This is a genomic window from Nonlabens marinus S1-08, assembly GCF_000831385.1.
GTDB classification, from domain to species: domain Bacteria; phylum Bacteroidota; class Bacteroidia; order Flavobacteriales; family Flavobacteriaceae; genus Nonlabens; species Nonlabens marinus.
In genome coordinates this window covers 717257-734566 of the sequence record NZ_AP014548.1, presented here as the reverse complement: position 1 = coordinate 734566, position 17310 = coordinate 717257, and the positions used below count along the sequence as shown (strand labels likewise).

Below are 17310 nucleotides of genomic sequence, written 5' to 3'. Positions count from 1 at the left end.
TCTCAAAAATAAGGCTTGAAAAACCCCATTTACATACATGATGCAGCGCTGATTTCGCCTTTAGGAAGTCGCGGGTTTGGCGTCAATCAACCTATGTTTTGCACCCATCAGGGAACCCCAGTAGGACGCATTGACACCGATTCAGAAAACGCCTTGCAAGGGTTGAAAAATGAAAGTTCCCAGTATCAAAAACTAGATAGATCCACTTTGCTTGCTATTCTAGCAGCACGCCAATTGAAATTGGAAAGTAAAGAAGTTGCTGTTAATATAGGCTCCAGTCGCGGTGCGACAGGGATTTGGGAAGACTTCCATGCAGAGTTTGTTAAAACAGGAAAGGTTCCCGTGCCTACCTCGCCATTGACTACATTAGGAAATTTAAGCAGTTGGGTGGCACAAGATTTAGGCACTCAATCTACTGCATTCTCTCATTCTATTACCTGCGCTACTGCTGCGCACTCGATATTAAATGCCATTGCTTGGTTAGAAAGCGGTATGGCTACAACATTTATTGCTGGTGGTACGGAAGCACCATTAACAGATTTCACCATCGAGCAAATGAAAGCCTTGCGCATTTACTCCCAAGAAAAAGGGGAGTATAAGTGCCGAGCTTTAGATCTTGACAAGAAATCTAACACCATGGTGTTAGGAGAAGCCGCAGCTTGTTTCCTTCTTTCAAAAAAATCATCCGCTAACGGAATTAAAATTTCTGGATATGGCACGGCTATAGAATCACTTCAATCGGCAACATCCATGAGTGCTGATGGTTTAGGTTTTCAAAAATCCATGAGAGCTGCGATTGAGAACCTAAATCCAGAATCTATTGATGCCATTGTCACTCACGCGCCAGGAACTATTTTAGGCGACAGCTCTGAAGTCAACGCTATTCGTGCAGTATTCGGAGAAAAACTTCCTGAATTACTGAACAACAAATGGCAAATAGGACATTCCTTGGGTGCTAGTGCCGCAGTAAATATATGTGTGGCGATAGATCTGCTATCAGGCAAGACTCCTGCTGCTATCCCTTATTTGAAAACTGGCCCCCTAAACGATAGACATCAGAACAGGCTCCCAAGTCGCGTCTTAGTCAATGCTAGCGGCTTTGGAGGCAACTGTGTAACTTTGCTATTAGAAAAACAGGTAGAATAATTCAAATTCCTATACATATTCCAACTTCACTTTTCTATTTTTACTTACTATTCCCGATTTTATGACAACCAAACACAACTGGACTAAAGAAGAAGTATTAGAAATCTATAACAAACCTATCATGGAGTTGTTGTATGATGCTGCTACGGTCCATAGAGAATACCATAACCCTAATCAGGTTCAAGTCTCCACCTTGCTCAGTATCAAGACTGGTGGCTGTCCAGAAGACTGTGGATATTGCCCGCAAGCAGCCCGTTATCATACGGATATTGAAGGGAACGACTTGATGTCCGTACAGCAAGTCAAGGCACAAGCCTTGCGCGCGAAATCTGGAGGTAGCTCTAGAGTTTGCATGGGTGCAGCCTGGAGGAATGTGAAAGATGGACCAGAGTTCGACCAAGTTCTAGAAATGGTACGTACCATTAACAAGCTGGATATGGAAGTGTGCTGTACGCTAGGAATGATCACAGAGAATCAAGCGCACCGACTAGCAGAAGCAGGTTTATATGCCTATAATCACAACTTAGACAGTAGTGAGGAATATTATAAAGAGGTTATCTCTACAAGAGGATATCAAGACCGCTTAGACACTATAGGAAACGTCCGCAAGACTAATGTGACCGTTTGTAGTGGTGGAATCATAGGAATGGGAGAAAACATTGAGGATCGCGCAGGAATGCTTGTGGCGCTCGCAAGTTTGAGCCCTCAACCAGAAAGTACACCTATAAATGCGCTAGTAGCTGTAGAAGGCACTCCGTTAGAAGAGCAAAAGCCTGTTTCTATTTGGGAAATGATACGTATGGTAGCCACGACTCGAATTGTAATGCCACAAACTCAAGTGCGATTGAGTGCGGGTAGAACAGACATGAGCCGGGAAGGTCAGGCGATGTGTTTCTTTGCGGGAGCCAATTCGATTTTTGCAGGAGATAAATTATTGACTACCCCAAATCCAGACGTAAGTGAGGATATGGAAATGTTCAAAATGTTAGGTCTAGAGCCTATGAAGCCATTTGTGAAAAAAGCGCAGCCAGAAAGTGTAGAAGCTCAGTATTCTAAATATAAAGATCAAGGAGAAAAACCTCGCTGGACACGTCCAGAACATAAAATTGAACGTAACGAGCAGGCTAAGGCAACTGCAAAAGCTGCCAAAGCATAATTAGAGTCATTAAAATGGCTGACGCATTAGTTCGAACCTATGAGCTTTCTATAGATTGTCATTTGGATCGTGCTTTGCTTGAGAGTGAAGGGATTGAAACCCAAGTATTATTTGATCACTTTTTAACGTTAGATCCATTAATGGCGCAAGCCTGCGGCGGTATTGAGTTGCGAGTTAGTCAAGCCAATTTGGAACGAGCCATTCAATTGACTGAGAAAAACGTTTCAACTGTTACACTTGAAAATTGTCCTCGATGTAACTCGCAAAATTTGACTTACGATTGGAGAAAATTATCCAATATTGCTGATTGGTTCATATTTATCATATGCTTCCTATTAGGAGTTTATCCATTGAAGTATACTAATGTCAGACGTTGTAATAATTGCAATCACTGTTTTACCTTTGAAGAATGAGTCAGTTAAACCTTGCCGAAATACCCAGATACAAAACCCTTTCTAAAGAGGAATTTGTCAAAAACTACCTGAAACCACAAAAGCCTGTGGTGATTGAGCAGTTGACTAAAGATTGGCCTGCTTATGAAAAGTGGAACCTAGAGTATATCAATAAAGTAGCTGGTGATAAAACGGTGCCGTTGTATGACGATCGTCCTGTGAAGCACGACGAGGGATTTAATCAAGCACACGCAACCATGAAGATGTCAGAGTATGTGGAGCTACTCAAAAAAGGACCGACTAACTTCCGTATCTTTTTATACAATATTTTAAAAGAAGTGCCTGTACTGCAGGGTGATTTCAAATTTCCAGACTTAGGATTGAAATTGATCAAAGGGTTGCCGATGATGTTCTTTGGGGGGACAGATTCTAAGGTGTTTATGCATTACGATATTGATTATACCAACATCCTGCATTTCCATTTTCACGGGAAAAAGCGCTGTATCATCATGGCGCCAGATCAGTCGAAATACATGTATAAAGTACCTAATGCACTGATTACCCGCGAGGATATAGACTTTAGTAATCCAGATTTGGATAAATGGCCCGCTTTGAAGCAAGCGCAAGGACACGTTTGTGAACTTAACCACGGCGAGATGTTGTACATGCCAGAGGGGTATTGGCACTACATGCATTACCTGAATCCGGGATTTTCGATCAGTTTAAGGTCCTATCCTAGAAAGATTAAGAACTTAGGAAAGGCCTTGTACAACATTGGTATTATGCGTCATTACGATAACTTAATGCGTCGCTGGAAAGGTCAAGATTGGATCGATTATAAGAATGAGAAAGCGATTACCCTCACGCACAAACGGTTGAATATTAATCAGGAATAAGTTCTACAGCTTTCGCATAAACTAAATGCGACTCCCAACCGCGATACAGTAAATAATCCGCAAGCTTTTTGCGACGCTTGTATTTATTCGTTTCAGATTCTAGTTGGCTATTTCGCTTTCGCGAAAGCGTATCAAACACCGCTTCATAGTCAGCATCAGATATCTCGGTAAGACCTATGTCTATAGTACGTTTGTTCAATCCCTTCGCCCGAAGCTCTCGAACAATACGCTGACGCCCCCAACTTTTGATACGGAATTTTCCACGAGCAAAAGACTTGGCAAATCGAGTTTCGTTCAAAAAATTATGTTGAAGTAGATGTGGTATGATCTGGTCAATAGCATCTGGAATCATACCCATTTTCTTGAGTTTGCGCTCCACATCCTGATGGCAGCGCTCTTGATAGGCACAATACCGCTCTATCGATCGAGTCGCTTGTTCCACCGTAAAAGATTGCTGTTGCATATCCATAGGGCGAAATTAGGGATTTAAACTTTATGCAAACAACGTGGAGGTTGGTCTGGAACGTGCCTAGATAAAACTTAAAAAACCAAGCAGTATTTTTCCTATTAATTTATTGTTAACGATTTGGTAACCTTGGATAATGGAATTTTAAATCCCTAAATCCCTAAATCCCTAAGTTGCGCTTATAAAACGAAACTAAATGAAAATAACATTACCATTCCAGAGATTCATGCCATTGAAACATGCATCAATTTTACTAGTATTCTTCACTTTCTTCTCTTGTGAAAAAGAAGATTCAGATTTGATAGAAAATCCAGCTAATGCTGAGGAGATTATGATCAAAACTTATAATTCTAAAGATTTTGAGTTTGACACTTCTTTACTGGATAAACTAAAAGAAACTAAATCGATTTTGTCGGTGCGTGAGAAATCGTTTTACGATAGCATTAATCACTTTTATGTTGATGACTCTAGGTTTAATCATCTTAAGCAAGGGCAATATGAAAGTTACTCATTTGAGATTGTAGATACCGCAGATTCATTATTCGATAAACAACTGGTACTGGCAACCAAATCGAATGGACAAAATGAAATTTATTATGAGAGTTATATAGCTAAAATTCCTAAAATAAATATACTTCCGGGTACGGAAACAGGAGATCTTATTTCCAACGAAATACAATTAACTAAACTAAAAACCAATTTCACTTTTAGCAAGGATTTAAGTTACAGTACTATTGGGGATTGTTTATATGTTTATTCAGTTGTTACGACTTACCCTCCTTGCTGGAATGATCATGAACATGATGCGCCAAAGGATCCAGATGACATGCATCCAAGTTGTGATTTATCTTCGACAACGGACTATACATTTTTATCTGCATCCTGTAGCGGTGACAGTGGCGGTGATTCAAGTAGCGGGTCGTCTGGAAGCAGCTATTCTGGAAGTGGCGATACTGACGGTTCAAGTGGCAGTAGCGGCAATTTTGATCCCGACGGCAGTACGCCATTTAGTCCAGTGGAAACTTGTCCTAAATCAGGCGGTACTAGCCTAACCAGTCCTGACGGTTGCACTACGGATGTTGATCAATACAATAGGGAACAGTTAATGCTTGAGGAGTTTTACAATTCATTAGGTTCAGCATTTTTAACATGGATCAACGATCCGCAAAACATTGATTTTAAATTGCAATTGGAAAGCTTTTTAAAAAGCAATATGAGAGATTTGACAAGCTTTGCATTTGCTCGTGCTGCTGTGGAAGCTAAAAGCTTGAATCCAAGATTTACTGAGGTTGATTGGGATGAGAGAATCATTGAAAATCTTTCAGGTAGAACTAAAGAGGTATATAAAATACTTAAGGCTTCAGATCCTTTTTTTGCTGAAAAGCTGATCCGGGATAATTTTGAGTCAGGTAAAGAAACTTTACTAATATTGAGTATGGGTGATCTTCCATCATCAGTAAATTCGGACACTCCTGCTCTTTTAGACTTAAATTACGATGCTTTAATTGGTGAATTTAGAACACACAAAATTGTATTTGATAAAAATAGAATACAAAATTTTACGAATATAGAGATTGCTCAAATTACTATACACGAATTTCTTCACACTGAACTAATGGAACGTAGTATTCAATTGGGACTATTTACAAGAGTAGAGTCAGTACAAAATATTTTTGAACCATTACCTAGTAATATCCCGATTAATGTTGCCGAATCAAACGACGTGATTTTTGCATATATGGTAAATAACTATAGAGCTACTCCTTCAACGGCCTCAGATTGGAATCACAATGCATTTTCTATTGAAAATTATCGTGGCAAGATTGTTGACGCTATGTTATCTGTTCATCCATTTTTGACAGATCCAAGTCCTACTAGTGCTTTTCCACCTCGATCATTGAACAACATGACATTGCGAGAGATTTTTGAGGACTTTTCCTGGAATGGTTTGAAAGAAACGGCGGAATATTTAGCACTTGACCAATCCGTCAAAGATAGGATCGAGTTTGTTACAGAAGAGATTAACCGCACATATTCTAGAACATTATGAGATTATTCGTAATAACAATAACTTTTTTAATTTCTAACATTGGTTTATCCCAAGCGGGTCAATTGATTTTACTGCAGGACAACGATAATTATAATTTACATGTTAATTACAAATGTCCCAATGGAAGTCAATATAAAATTGTTAGAGAAAATAAAAACCCACTAGTTGAAAATGGATTATTGATTTATGAGTTTGAGCTTGATAATGGAAAAACAATACATAGAGATAGCTTGAGTAATTATGATTATCAAAATATTGAGGATCTAGATTTTGATAATCCATATCAAATTCATGAATTAATTTGTAATAATCAGAGAAACTTACAGGTAATACTCAAGGTCCAAAAGAATCCTGATGGTAGATCTAGAAAACGTTTTGATGATTCTGATAAGAATAAATTGATTGTCTACCGTGCGCGATATATAGGGACTCGATACGGTTATTGAGGGTATAATAGATTTAACTTCTGCGAAAGCGAAAAAACAACCCACAAAAAAACGCCTACAAGTCAAGCCTGTAGGCGTTTTATAGTTTTAGGACAATTCCTTGCCGTCCTTACCTGTGAAATGAAATTCCAAATAGGTATAGGCGTCTCTAGGCATGACCTTGATCCACTTTCTGTGTTTAGCAAACCACTTTGACCTAACGGATGGATATCCTTTAGTGATAAACGCGGCAACAAATGGGTGCGCATGTAGCGTGACCTTTTTGTTTCCTGCTTTTAAGTGGCGTTCCAATTCTTCAGTGATTTTTTGAATCACTAGAATAGGCGCTTGAATTTCTCCATCACCATTCCCATCGGGATTTTCTTCCCGGGTTTTGATATTGACTTCTTGACGCACACGCTGGCGTGTGATCTGTATCAATCCAAATTTTGATGGTGGCAAAATCTTGTGTTTGGCACGCTCATCTGCCATTTCATCGCGCATGTGCTCATAGAGCTTTTTGCGATTCTCTGACTTACGCATATCGATAAAATCGATAACGATGATGCCTCCCATATCGCGCAACCTTAATTGACGTGCAATCTCAGTCGCAGCGATCATATTAGTTTCTAGTGCGGTTTCCTCCTGGCTGTCTGCCTTGTTGGACCTGTTACCAGAGTTCACGTCTATCACGTGCATGGCTTCAGTATGTTCTATGATCAGGTAAGCACCTTTACTCATAGATACGGTACGGCCAAATGACGTTTTGATCTGACGTTCGATTCCATATTTTTCAAATATGGGAACTCGAGGGTTGTGGTATTTTACGATATTTTCTTTATGTGGGGCAATGGTCTTTAGGTAATCCTTGATTTCATTGCTTACTTCCTCATCATCTACTACGATGGACGTGTAACTGTCGTTGAACACATCACGCATGAGGGAATTGGTACGACTAACTTCTGACATCACTTTAGTAGGATAAGGTGCGCGGTGTAATTTACTGCACATATTTTCCCAGCGGGTCATCAGGTTAGTTAGATCCTGATCCAGTTCTGCTACTAGTTTACCTTTAGCCACGGTGCGCACAATGACACCGAATCCTTCAGGTTTAATGCTTTTGACAAGTCGTTTAAGTCTGCTCTTTTCTTCTCGATCCTCAATTTTTTGAGAAATGGAGATTCGGTCAGAGAAGGGTACGAGAACCACATAACGTCCAGGCAAGGAAAGCTCTGCACTCAAGCGAGGTCCTTTTGTGGATATGGGTTCTTTGACTACCTGTACGAGTACGGGCTGGTTAGGAGCAACGACATCTGTAATAGAGCCGCTTTTCTCGAGTTCTTTCTCGACCTTTATGTCTTTAAGAGCGTAGTTTTTAAGTCTACCGCTTATAACTTGTTTGGTGAATTTAAGTTGTGTAAGGTATCTAGGTCCTAGATCGTGATAGTGTAAAAAACCATCTTTCTCATAACCCACGTCAACAAAGGACGCGTTGAGACCAGATAAAACCTTGCGGGTTTTTGCAATGAATACATCGCTTACCGCAAACTTATTTTCGTCTTCATCTGCATGAAGTTCGATCAGCCTACCATTTTTAGTAAGGGCATAATCGATTTTTGTAGCACCGGAACGGATAATAATTTCTTTATCCATAATTCCAATTGTTTAATCCTAACTATACAACGGTATAGGAGGATATATTATACTTAGTGTTGGGCAAGTTTTCCGTGAAACTTACCAGTCGAACGGGTTATACAACGCAACCCTATGTCAAAGAACTGTAAAAAGAAAAAGTAGTACTAGACTACTTTTTCTTCTTGTGACGGTTAGCGCGACGACGCTTTTTACGTTTGTGTGTTGCTACCTTATGTCTTTTTCTTTTTTTACCGCTTGGCATATCTCTTATATTTTACTTTACTTTTACGTTTGATTTGACACCTTCCACAAATACTTTGGCTGGTTTAAAAGCCGGGATATTATGTGCAGGAATCTTAATTGTTGTGTTCTTAGAAATGTTACGACCAGTCTTCTCAGCTCTTGTCTTAACGATAAAGCTACCGAAACCACGTAGGTATACGTTCTCTCCAGTTTCTAGAGATCCCTTCACTTCATCCATAAAAGACTCAACTGCTGCCTGAACCTCAGTCTTCTCCATTCCCAGTTTATCTGAAATCTTTGATACGATATCTGCTTTAGTCATGTTTACTGTTTAAATTTTATTATTAGGGTTTTATGAAACAGGGCGCAAAGATAGTTCATTATAACAAACAAAAAATCTCTAATTGATTAAATTTTAAGAAGATATATCTTGCTAACTTGCTCATTCCTACCTCATGAACTTCTCTAATACGCTTATTTCCTGGTATCATAATCACAAAAGATCCTTGCCCTGGAGGGAGACAACAGACCCATATTTGATCTGGTTGAGTGAGATAATCCTTCAGCAAACCCGCGTCAATCAAGGGATGCCGTACTATTTGAAGTTTGTTGAACGCTTCCCTACGGTCCAGGAACTTGCAGCTGCACCACAAGAAGAAGTCTTGAAGCTATGGCAAGGTCTAGGCTATTATTCCCGTGCGAGAAACCTACAAGCAGCGGCACGACAAGTCATCGATAAAGCGGGTATTTTTCCTAAATCCTATAAAGAATTGCTAGAATTGAAGGGGGTGGGAGAATATACCGCTGCCGCTATTGCCAGTTTTGCTTATAAAGAACCGGTTGTGGTGGTGGATGGAAATGTATACAGGGTGCTTTCTAGGATTTACGGCTTTTCGCTTCCTATTAATAGTACAGAAGGTGTGAAAGAGTTTAAAAAACTGGCGAATTCCTTAATTGACCCTAAGAAACCAGCGCAGTACAATCAAGCGATAATGGAATTTGGCGCACTGCAGTGTGTTCCTAAAAATCCAGACTGTGGCGTTTGTCCATTTCAGAACGATTGTGCAGCTTTTAAAGAAGATCGAATTACTGAATTACCGGTAAAACTCAAAAAGACTAAAGTGCTTTCCCTGCACCATCATTACATGGTCACTATCACACCGTCAGGAAAAACGCTATTGCAAGAACGGCCACAAACAGGCATCTGGGCAGGACTCTATGAGTTTCCTTTCGTAGAATCTAATGGTGCATTGCTGTCTCATGAGTTCACTGCTGCTGACAGTTTTCAAGAGGTTTATGGAGGGGTTCGCTTTCGCGAAAGCGTATACAATCAAGAACCGATCATACACAAATTAAGTCATCGTAAAATCCATGCCTACTTTTGGATTATTGAAACGGAAACTGAGGTTGAAGGTGCAATGTCTATTGCAGAAGCGAAAGCGAAGCCGCTACATGTTTTAATGGAGCGGTTTATGAACGAATTCTGGCATAAATAGAATCCTAGGAATACGCTGTTTAACATGTATTTATCTGTGGGGATGGTAGGCAATCTTTCTATATTTGTAGACTTTTTTAAACTCAATACAGACGAATTATGGCAGGTACATTAAACAAAGTGATGCTTATAGGGCACACAGGCGATGAGGTCAAGATGAAATATTTTGAAGGTGGTAATTGCATAGGGCGTTTCCCACTAGCGACTAATGAGGAGTACGTGAACCGTAACACTGGTGAGCGGGTTTCAAATACGGAATGGCACAACTGTGTCGTGCGTAACAAGGCAGCCGAAGTTTGTGAGAAATACCTGCATAAAGGTGATAAAGTATATATAGAAGGACGCATCAAGAGCCGCCAATGGACCGGTGAGGATGGCCAACAGCGCTATACTACTGAGATTCAGGTACAGGAGTTTACGTTCTTGACTCCGAAAAATGAAAATGCTACATCTAACTCTAGCCAGCCTCAACAAGCCCAGCCACAAGCAAGTCAAGCACCAGCCAAACAAACATCAGCTCCCGTGCCGCAGTCCATGGACAATGACGAGGACGATGATTTGCCATTTTAATCAACTCTAAAAATTAGAAATTGGATCCAGACCCATTGCCCTTAGTGCAGTTGTTGATGATTACCCAACCAGAGCAGTTGATCTACTTGATCGTGTTTGTCATACTCCTCTTATTTAGTGCCTTGATAAGTGGCGCAGAAGTAGCCCTGTTTTCTCTTAGTAATACAGAGCTGGAAGAGCAAGATGTCAAATTCCCGAGACGGGAAATTGTAGCTAAATTGCTGGATCGCCCTAAAAAGTTGTTAGCGACCATATTGATCGCTAACAATGCCATCAATATTACATCAGTTTTGATTTTTAGTATTCTAGCCGAAGTTTGGTTCAGTGGACTGGAAAATGAGGTGTTGCGTTTTGTGATTGAAGTAGGTGCCGTGACTTTTTTAATTTTGCTTTTTGGTGAGATATTCCCTAAGGTGTATGCTAATAGGAACCCCATTGGGTTTGCTAATTTTATGGCTGTACCGCTTAATGTATTAGACAAACTATTCAGTTTTATGAGTTTGCCTATGCGATATGTAACCTTGCAAATTCAAGACCGTCTAGGTAGCAAAAAATCTAATATTACCGTTTCTCAACTGTCTCAAGCCCTTGAATTGACTGACGAGAATGATACCACTGATGAAGAACAGCAATTACTGCAAGGGATTGTAAGCTTCGGTAATACAGACACAAAAAATGTGATGCGCAACAGGACAGATGTTTTTGCGCTGGATGAAAATCTCAACTTCAAAGAAATTGTACCTAGAGTGATTAGTAACGGGTATTCCCGCATTCCTGTTTTTAAGGAAAGTGTGGACAATATTACAGGTGTATTGTACGTAAAGGATTTGTTGCCATATATCGACCGTAAGAATTTTGAATGGACAAAGTTATTGCGAGAGGCCTACTTTGTTCCAGAGAATAAAAAGCTGGATGACCTTTTACAGGACTTTCAAGAGCAAAAGAAGCACCTAGCGATAGTGGTAGACGAATACGGTGGAACAAGTGGGTTGATCACCTTAGAAGACATCATAGAGGAGATTGTGGGAGATATAAGTGACGAGTTTGATGATGAAAATCTTATCTATAGCAAGCTCGACGATCGCAATTTTATTTTTGAAGGAAAGACTTCCATTAAAGACTTTTATCGCATTGTAGACTTTGAAGATGAAACTATAGCGATTTTTGAAAATGCCAAAGGAGAATCTGAAACTATTGCGGGTTTCCTGCTAGAGCAGACGGGTCACTTCCCTCGCAAGTTGGACAAAATAATATTTGAAGGTTTTACGTTTGTGATAGAGTCGATGGATAAAAAACGCATCAAACAAATCAAATGTACGACGCCATAAAAACAGCAAGTATTTTTTTGTTCATCATCCTGCTGGCAAGCTGTGGTGGTGAGGATGCTGTGCCTAAACCAGATGCGCAACTCGCATTGAACTATCCAGATCCCACCTATAAATCCATAGAAAAAGATTGCTCTTTTAGCTTTGATATGAACGACAAGGCGGTGATGAAAGGGAAAAAGGATTGTTCCATGACCATCAGTTACCCTGATATGGACGCCATGGTTTACGTCAATTATCGATCTGTAGAAGAAAATTTGAGACAACTTCTTATTGACGGACAAAAACTTTCCTACACCCACAATCAAATGGCTGATGCAATTACAGAGCAGCCCTTTGTAAATCCTAAGAATAAGACCTACGGGATGTTCTATGAAGTAGAAGGTGACGCTGCCTCAAACATACAGTTTTATGTGACCGATAGTGTCCAAAACTTTTTGACCGCTTCACTTTATTTTAATAGAGAGCCTTATTACGATTCTATTTTGCCGGCTGTGGAATACATCAAACAAGACATGGTAAAGATGATGGAATCTCTACAATGGAAAGCCAAAACAGCTGCAAAGAATTAATTTCTAGTATATCTTTTAAAATGAGTGACCTTTGCAGGATTATCAAAATTCATGAAGGAATCTCATCTCAAGTACGTTTACCTCATCATTTTAAGTGTCATTTGGGGAACCTCCTTTATACTAATTAAAAAGGCTTTGGGCCAAGACAGTAGTGGTAACCTCACCTTACAACCCTTGCAATTAGGAGCACTACGCACCATGATTTCAGGAGTTATTTTGATCTCCATAGGGTGGAATTCTTTTTCAAAAACTAAGCGTAAAGACTGGCCTTGGCTTGCCCTTTCAGGATTGTTAGGAACCTTTTTCCCAGCTTTTCTATTCGCTTATGCGCAAACGGAAATCGACAGTGCGATCAGCGCTATTCTCAACTCCACCGTGCCATTAATTACTTTGATATTGGGCGCAGTACTATTTGGGATCAGCTTTTCAAGAAGGCAATTACTAGGCGTGATTATAGGTCTAGGCGGTGCTGTGGGATTAATTCTTGCCGGTATGGAAAGTAATCCAGAGCAAAACTATTTATTTGTGGGACTGGTTTTGATTGCTTGTTGTTGTTATGCCAGTAATGTGAATATCATCAAGCGGTACTTACAAAACATCAAACCTCTTGCCATCGCAACAGCCAACTTTGTTTTTATTCTCCCTTTAGCAATTATCGTCTTCCTTTCGGCTGATGGAGCGCAGCTGGAGTTTACCAGTAATGCCGTTCTTACCAGTTTGGGTTATATTGTTATTCTGTGTGTTTTTGGCACCGTTGCGGCCAAGGTCATGTTTAATAAGCTGGTGCAAATGACGTCGCCAGTATTTGCTAGTAGCGTCACTTATTTGATGCCTGTAATTGGGTTGACTTGGGGCACTTTGGATGGAGAAACATTCACGATTTGGCAAGGTGTAGCAACTGGGATAATCATCCTCGCAGTGATTTTAGTAACTAGGGGAAAAAAAGAACCAGCCTCTAAATAAAGACTGGTTCTTAAAAAATTCAATAAAGAAGTTCGCTTTCGCGAAAGCGAACCCTTCTACATATTTCTAGTTGAAGTCAGCATCAGTAACGCCTTCATTCACTCTTAACGTGTTGATGTCAAATCTGAAATCACGACCCGCCATGTTTTGGATGATGGTCATTGGGTATTTCACACCCTTAACTTCTTTATAGTTGTCATACTTGATCATGGTGCTGTAGGTTTGACCTTGAACCTCTTGAGTAGTTTCCTGTCCTAGTAAAAGTCCAGTATTCATGTCATAGTAGTTCTTTTTAGTATCAGATACTTGAACGACATAGACTTTCTTATCGCCCATTTTTTCTGCTCCTATCAAGGTTCCACCATCAGGATTTGCAAACTCTGGGAACAGTACAGCCTCAGCAGCAGCAGCTTCAAGCTGTTCTCCTTCTAATACTGCACTTCCTTGCATACCGCTTACTTTTCCTGCTCCGTTAGCGTAAACCATTTTAGAGGCTACGTTACCTCCCATAGTAATGGTTTGGCTGAATTTATTATCGTTAGTTTTCTTAACGTTCAATACTAATTCACCCATTGGAGTCGTACTTGAACCTATCATTGCCATCGATTTTACCTCAGCAACTTGATCACGTCCACCAATTGCCTTTACATAATCTGCAAAAATAGTGTTGACTGTTGTTCCCTCTGGGATCGCTATTGTAGATGGGCGATCTGTAACATTAGCTTCTTTATCGTAAAATTTAATCGGTACATTTTTACCGTTAATTTTCATGTTTTCAAGAGGCTCTAAAACCTCACTAGCTTTACCTACTAGAACAATACGCATGTTATCTGTCTTAAAGTATTTGTTAGCGACGCGTTTCACATCTTCTTTAGTAACAGCGTTAATGTTAGAGATAAAGTCTTTGTAGAAATCTTCATCAAGATTATTCGTACGAATCGTGATCGCGCGGTCTGCAACTACAGACTTGTCTTCAGATTGCATGATGAAACTTCCTAGGAACTTAGCTTTTGCATTTGAAAGGTCTTCATCAGTCACATAAGTGGTCTTGATGCGATCCAATTCTTTAAATGTCTCTACAACAGCACTGTCTGTAACTTCGTTACGCACTTTAGTCGTTGCTCTAAAAGTAGATTTGTAATCTCTACCAGCACCTAAGGAGGATCCAGCACCATAGGTATAACCGTTTTTCTCACGCAAGTTCATGTTCAAATAAGAACCGAACCCACCACCGAAAATGTAATTTGCTACTAAGGCAGCATGATAGTCCTTATCGCTCATTTTCAATTCTGAAGTATTGATAACAGCGAGTTCTGTTTGCACAGCGTTAGGCACGTTGATAAAATCAATCTCAGTTGTAGGAACATCAGTTACCTCAGGTAGATTTGATTTAGGAGCTTCTTTGGCTTTCCATTCTCCAAAGTACTTATTCACCAATTTCTTAGCCTCCTTTTTATCTATGTCTCCGCTTATCAATAAATAAGCCCTGTTAGGAACAAAATAATCCGAATAGAATTTTTTCACATCAGCTAGCTCAACGTTGTTGATTGTTTCTACAGTAGCAAACTCTCCAGCAGCGTGATCTTTACCGTAAGCTAATGCTCCACGTACTTTACCTGCAATCGCAGCAGCACTGTTTTCTCCAGATTTAATTCCTTCAATCAATTGAGACTTTTCTGTTGCCAGTTCTTCCTCATTGAAATTAGGATATAAAGCAGCTTCAGCAAACATGGCCATTACCTGCTCTGTGTATTTTGAAAGAGTAGAAGCTCCACCGCCACCAGTGCCTAAATAAATTTGAGCGCCTAGATAATCTACTTGCTCGTTGAATTTCTCCTTAGGAGTTTTAGTGGTTCCTTTTCCCATGATGCTTCCAGTCAATGACTGTACACCTGCTTTGTTTCCTTCTACAATAGGAGGATTGTTAAGGTCTAGATTGAAGCTTATAGTAGGAAGTTTTGAATCTTCAACTACGAGAACCTTAAGTCCATTGTCTAAGTCAAATGTATAAGGTTCACCTAGGTTGATTTCTGGCATTGGGCCAGAAGTTGGTATTTTAGATCGATCAATTTGGGCAATGGCAGCTGTTCCTATGAAGAGAACGGCTATGCATGCGATGATATATTTTTTCATTGTTGTCATTATTTTTTAGTGATAGTAAATTCAGTTCTTCTGGATTGCTCGTACTGCTCTGCGGTACAATCACCACTGCTACAGTCAACTACTGGATTTGCTTCCCCACGACCTATGCCTTCTAATCTGTCTTTTGAGATTCCTTTAGCAATTAGGTATCCTATAACTGCAGCTGATCGTCGTTTAGATAATTCTAAATTATAAGAATCAGTACCGCGACTGTCTGTAAAAGTTTCTGCTTTCAACATTAGGGAAGGATCTTGTTTCATGACTTGAGCCATTTTATCCAATTCTTTTTTAGAATTAGCGGTTAAAGAAGCTTCATTATAATCGAAGAAAATTTTGTCTGACATTTTATTAGTTCCTGTCGCCATCATTTCTTCTTTCATTTGCTGCACTTCATCCTTTGCATCTGCCATATCATCAGGAGCTTGTCCAGCTAGATAGTCTAGTTCTAATCGTTGGCTTGGCTTTAAGTATTGATTAGCAGCGCGCTTGATGTCTTCTCGAGTAACGCTCTTATAGATGTCAAGCTCTTTGTTGATACGGTCTGTATCCCCTTGTAACATATTATAAGTAGCTAGAGAGCTGGCAATTCCTTGTACTCTTGAGTTTGAGCTCACATATCGTGCTTCAAATTGATTTTGAAGTTTTTGGTATTCACGTTCTGTGATTAGTGTGGTTTGAAGCTTCTTGATTTCCTCATCCATCACTTTTGCAAGTTTGCTCAATTCAGTGTCACCTTTCGCAAGAGCGCCCATAGTATAAGTACCGTAATCTTGGTTTGCACTGTTAAATGCCAATACCTGGAAGGCAATCTTTTCATCTTCCACCATTCTCTTCTGCATTCTAGAACTAGCACCGCCAGTTAATACTTGAGAGATGTAGTCTAATACATAAGCATCACGATCAATTGATTTAGGCGTGATGTAAGAGAATATTTTAGCTGGAATCTGAATATTAGCATCATACTCTGTAGCATAACGCGTTTCAGTGATTGGGTCTTCTACAATCATTTTACGCTCGTTGCGAGGCGCTTTGTTCTCGATCGTACCGAAGTAATCCTCGATCATCTTTTTAGTGTCTTTAATATCTATGTCACCTGCAACTACTAGGGTAGCATTGTTAGGATTGTAAAATTTATCGTTGAATGCTTGAAACTCTGAAAGCTTTGCAGCATTTAAATCTTCCATAGAACCTATTACCGATTGTCCGTATGGATGTTTTTTGAAAAGGTGTTTGTCTATACCGGTTCGATAAATAATAGCACCATAAGGAGCATTATCAATACGTTGACGTTTTTCCTCCTTGACCACTTCATTTTGAGTATCTACTCCTATTTGTTCGATTTGTGGGTGAAGCATACGTTCACTTTCCATCCACAAGCCCAATTCTAATTTGTTAGAAGGGAACGTTTCATAGTAGTATGTGCGGTCCTGAGTGGTATTTGCATTATTACTACCACCGTTAGCGGCTACGATATTAAACCACTCCCCACGCTCGATATTTTCAGTACCTTCGAATAACAAGTGTTCAAAAAAGTGTGCAAAACCAGTACGCCCTGGCTCTTCATCCTTTGCACCTACCTGATACATGACACCTACAGTCACAACCGGAGCTGCATTTTCTTGATGTAAAATGACGTGCAGACCATTGGATAAGTCATACTCCGTGAATTCTACTTTTTGTGCAAGTCCCACGACAGAGATGAGAGCCACTGCCAGGCTTAAAACAATTTTATTCATTTTCATATTTTTACGATTATTAACTGTTAGTGCTCAGTCCACTGCAAATGTTACAGTTTCAAACAAACACTTTAAAAATAGGTGTTAGACGTGCAAAT

General features: G+C 39.8%; 16 protein-coding genes and 1 pseudogene. 11 read left to right on the top strand and 6 right to left on the bottom strand.

Going from position 1 to position 17310, the window contains the following annotated elements; all coding sequences use genetic code 11:
* The first annotated feature begins 15 nt into the window (after positions 1-15).
* The 4 genes from NMS_RS03430 (at position 16) to NMS_RS03415 (ending at position 3590) form a co-directional block, all read left to right on the top strand.
* On the top strand, positions 16-1146 hold the full coding sequence (locus NMS_RS03430) for a beta-ketoacyl synthase N-terminal-like domain-containing protein (RefSeq protein ID WP_041495422.1): 1131 nt from the start codon (positions 16-18) through the stop codon (positions 1144-1146).
* 61 nt (positions 1147-1207) lie between these two features.
* Positions 1208-2302: a biotin synthase BioB gene (bioB, locus tag NMS_RS03425; RefSeq protein ID WP_041495421.1), complete on the top strand. Its 1095-nt coding sequence runs from the start codon at positions 1208-1210 to the stop codon at positions 2300-2302.
* A gap of 14 nt (positions 2303-2316) precedes the next feature.
* Positions 2317-2715, top strand: a complete 399-nt coding sequence (locus NMS_RS03420) for a hypothetical protein (RefSeq protein ID WP_041495420.1) — start codon at positions 2317-2319, stop codon at positions 2713-2715.
* On the top strand, positions 2712-3590 hold the full coding sequence (locus NMS_RS03415) for a cupin-like domain-containing protein (RefSeq protein ID WP_041495419.1): 879 nt from the start codon (positions 2712-2714) through the stop codon (positions 3588-3590). The genes NMS_RS03420 and NMS_RS03415 overlap by 4 nt, the downstream gene beginning before the upstream one ends.
* On the opposite strand, the gene NMS_RS03410 is transcribed toward NMS_RS03415, so the two are convergent.
* Positions 3577-4053, bottom strand: coding sequence for a regulatory protein RecX (locus NMS_RS03410; protein WP_041497426.1), 477 nt, complete (start codon positions 4051-4053; stop codon positions 3577-3579). The two genes, NMS_RS03415 and NMS_RS03410, sit on opposite strands and share 14 nt — an antisense overlap.
* Positions 4054-4252: 199 nt before the next feature.
* Here NMS_RS03410 and NMS_RS03405 point away from each other — a divergent pair, with 199 nt between their 5' ends.
* Together NMS_RS03405 and NMS_RS03400 are read left to right on the top strand one after the other, a co-directional pair.
* Positions 4253-6106 carry a hypothetical protein gene (locus tag NMS_RS03405; protein ID WP_148311325.1) on the top strand — a complete coding sequence of 618 codons (1854 nt, stop codon included), beginning with the start codon at positions 4253-4255 and terminating at the stop codon, positions 6104-6106.
* A complete protein-coding gene (locus NMS_RS03400) occupies positions 6103-6552 on the top strand; it encodes a hypothetical protein (protein WP_041495417.1) in 450 nt (149 codons plus the stop codon). Before NMS_RS03405 ends, NMS_RS03400 begins: the two co-directional genes overlap by 4 nt.
* Before the next feature lie 87 nt (positions 6553-6639).
* Here the strand turns inward: NMS_RS03400 and NMS_RS03395 are convergent, their stop codons facing one another.
* Both NMS_RS03395 and NMS_RS03390 read right to left on the bottom strand, forming a co-directional pair.
* Positions 6640-8184, bottom strand: a complete 1545-nt coding sequence (locus NMS_RS03395; RefSeq protein WP_041495416.1) for an Rne/Rng family ribonuclease — start codon at positions 8182-8184, stop codon at positions 6640-6642.
* Positions 8185-8440: 256 nt separating this feature from the next.
* The gene (locus NMS_RS03390; RefSeq protein ID WP_041495415.1) at positions 8441-8731 is read right to left on the bottom strand and encodes an HU family DNA-binding protein; all 291 of its coding nucleotides are present in this window, start codon (positions 8729-8731) and stop codon (positions 8441-8443) included.
* 133 nt (positions 8732-8864) lie between these two features.
* Here NMS_RS03390 and mutY point away from each other — a divergent pair, with 133 nt between their 5' ends.
* The 5 genes from mutY (at position 8865) to NMS_RS03365 (ending at position 13334) form a co-directional block, all read left to right on the top strand.
* Positions 8865-9905: an A/G-specific adenine glycosylase gene (gene mutY / locus NMS_RS03385; protein WP_041495414.1), complete on the top strand. Its 1041-nt coding sequence runs from the start codon at positions 8865-8867 to the stop codon at positions 9903-9905.
* A gap of 98 nt (positions 9906-10003) precedes the next feature.
* Positions 10004-10474, top strand: coding sequence for a single-stranded DNA-binding protein (locus NMS_RS03380; RefSeq protein WP_041495413.1), 471 nt, complete (start codon positions 10004-10006; stop codon positions 10472-10474).
* 20 nt (positions 10475-10494) lie between these two features.
* Positions 10495-11802 carry a gliding motility-associated protein GldE gene (locus NMS_RS03375; protein ID WP_041495412.1) on the top strand — a complete coding sequence of 436 codons (1308 nt, stop codon included), beginning with the start codon at positions 10495-10497 and terminating at the stop codon, positions 11800-11802.
* Positions 11787-12371, top strand: a complete 585-nt coding sequence (gene gldD, locus NMS_RS03370) for a gliding motility lipoprotein GldD (RefSeq protein ID WP_041495410.1) — start codon at positions 11787-11789, stop codon at positions 12369-12371. The genes NMS_RS03375 and gldD overlap by 16 nt, the downstream gene beginning before the upstream one ends.
* Before the next feature lie 51 nt (positions 12372-12422).
* The gene (locus NMS_RS03365) at positions 12423-13334 is read left to right on the top strand and encodes a DMT family transporter (protein WP_041495409.1); all 912 of its coding nucleotides are present in this window, start codon (positions 12423-12425) and stop codon (positions 13332-13334) included.
* Between the two features lie 66 nt (positions 13335-13400).
* On the opposite strand, the gene NMS_RS03360 is transcribed toward NMS_RS03365, so the two are convergent.
* The 3 genes and pseudogenes from NMS_RS03360 to NMS_RS03355 form a co-directional block, all read right to left on the bottom strand.
* Positions 13401-15467, bottom strand: a complete 2067-nt coding sequence (locus NMS_RS03360) for a M16 family metallopeptidase (RefSeq protein ID WP_041497425.1) — start codon at positions 15465-15467, stop codon at positions 13401-13403.
* Positions 15468-15475: 8 nt separating this feature from the next.
* Positions 15476-15820, bottom strand: coding sequence for an OmpA family protein (locus tag NMS_RS14010; RefSeq protein WP_262491891.1), 345 nt, complete (start codon positions 15818-15820; stop codon positions 15476-15478).
* Positions 15821-15907: 87 nt separating this feature from the next.
* Positions 15908-17218: pseudogene (locus tag NMS_RS03355) on the bottom strand (M16 family metallopeptidase); the annotation flags it as partial.
* Between the last annotated feature and the right edge of the window lie 92 nt (positions 17219-17310).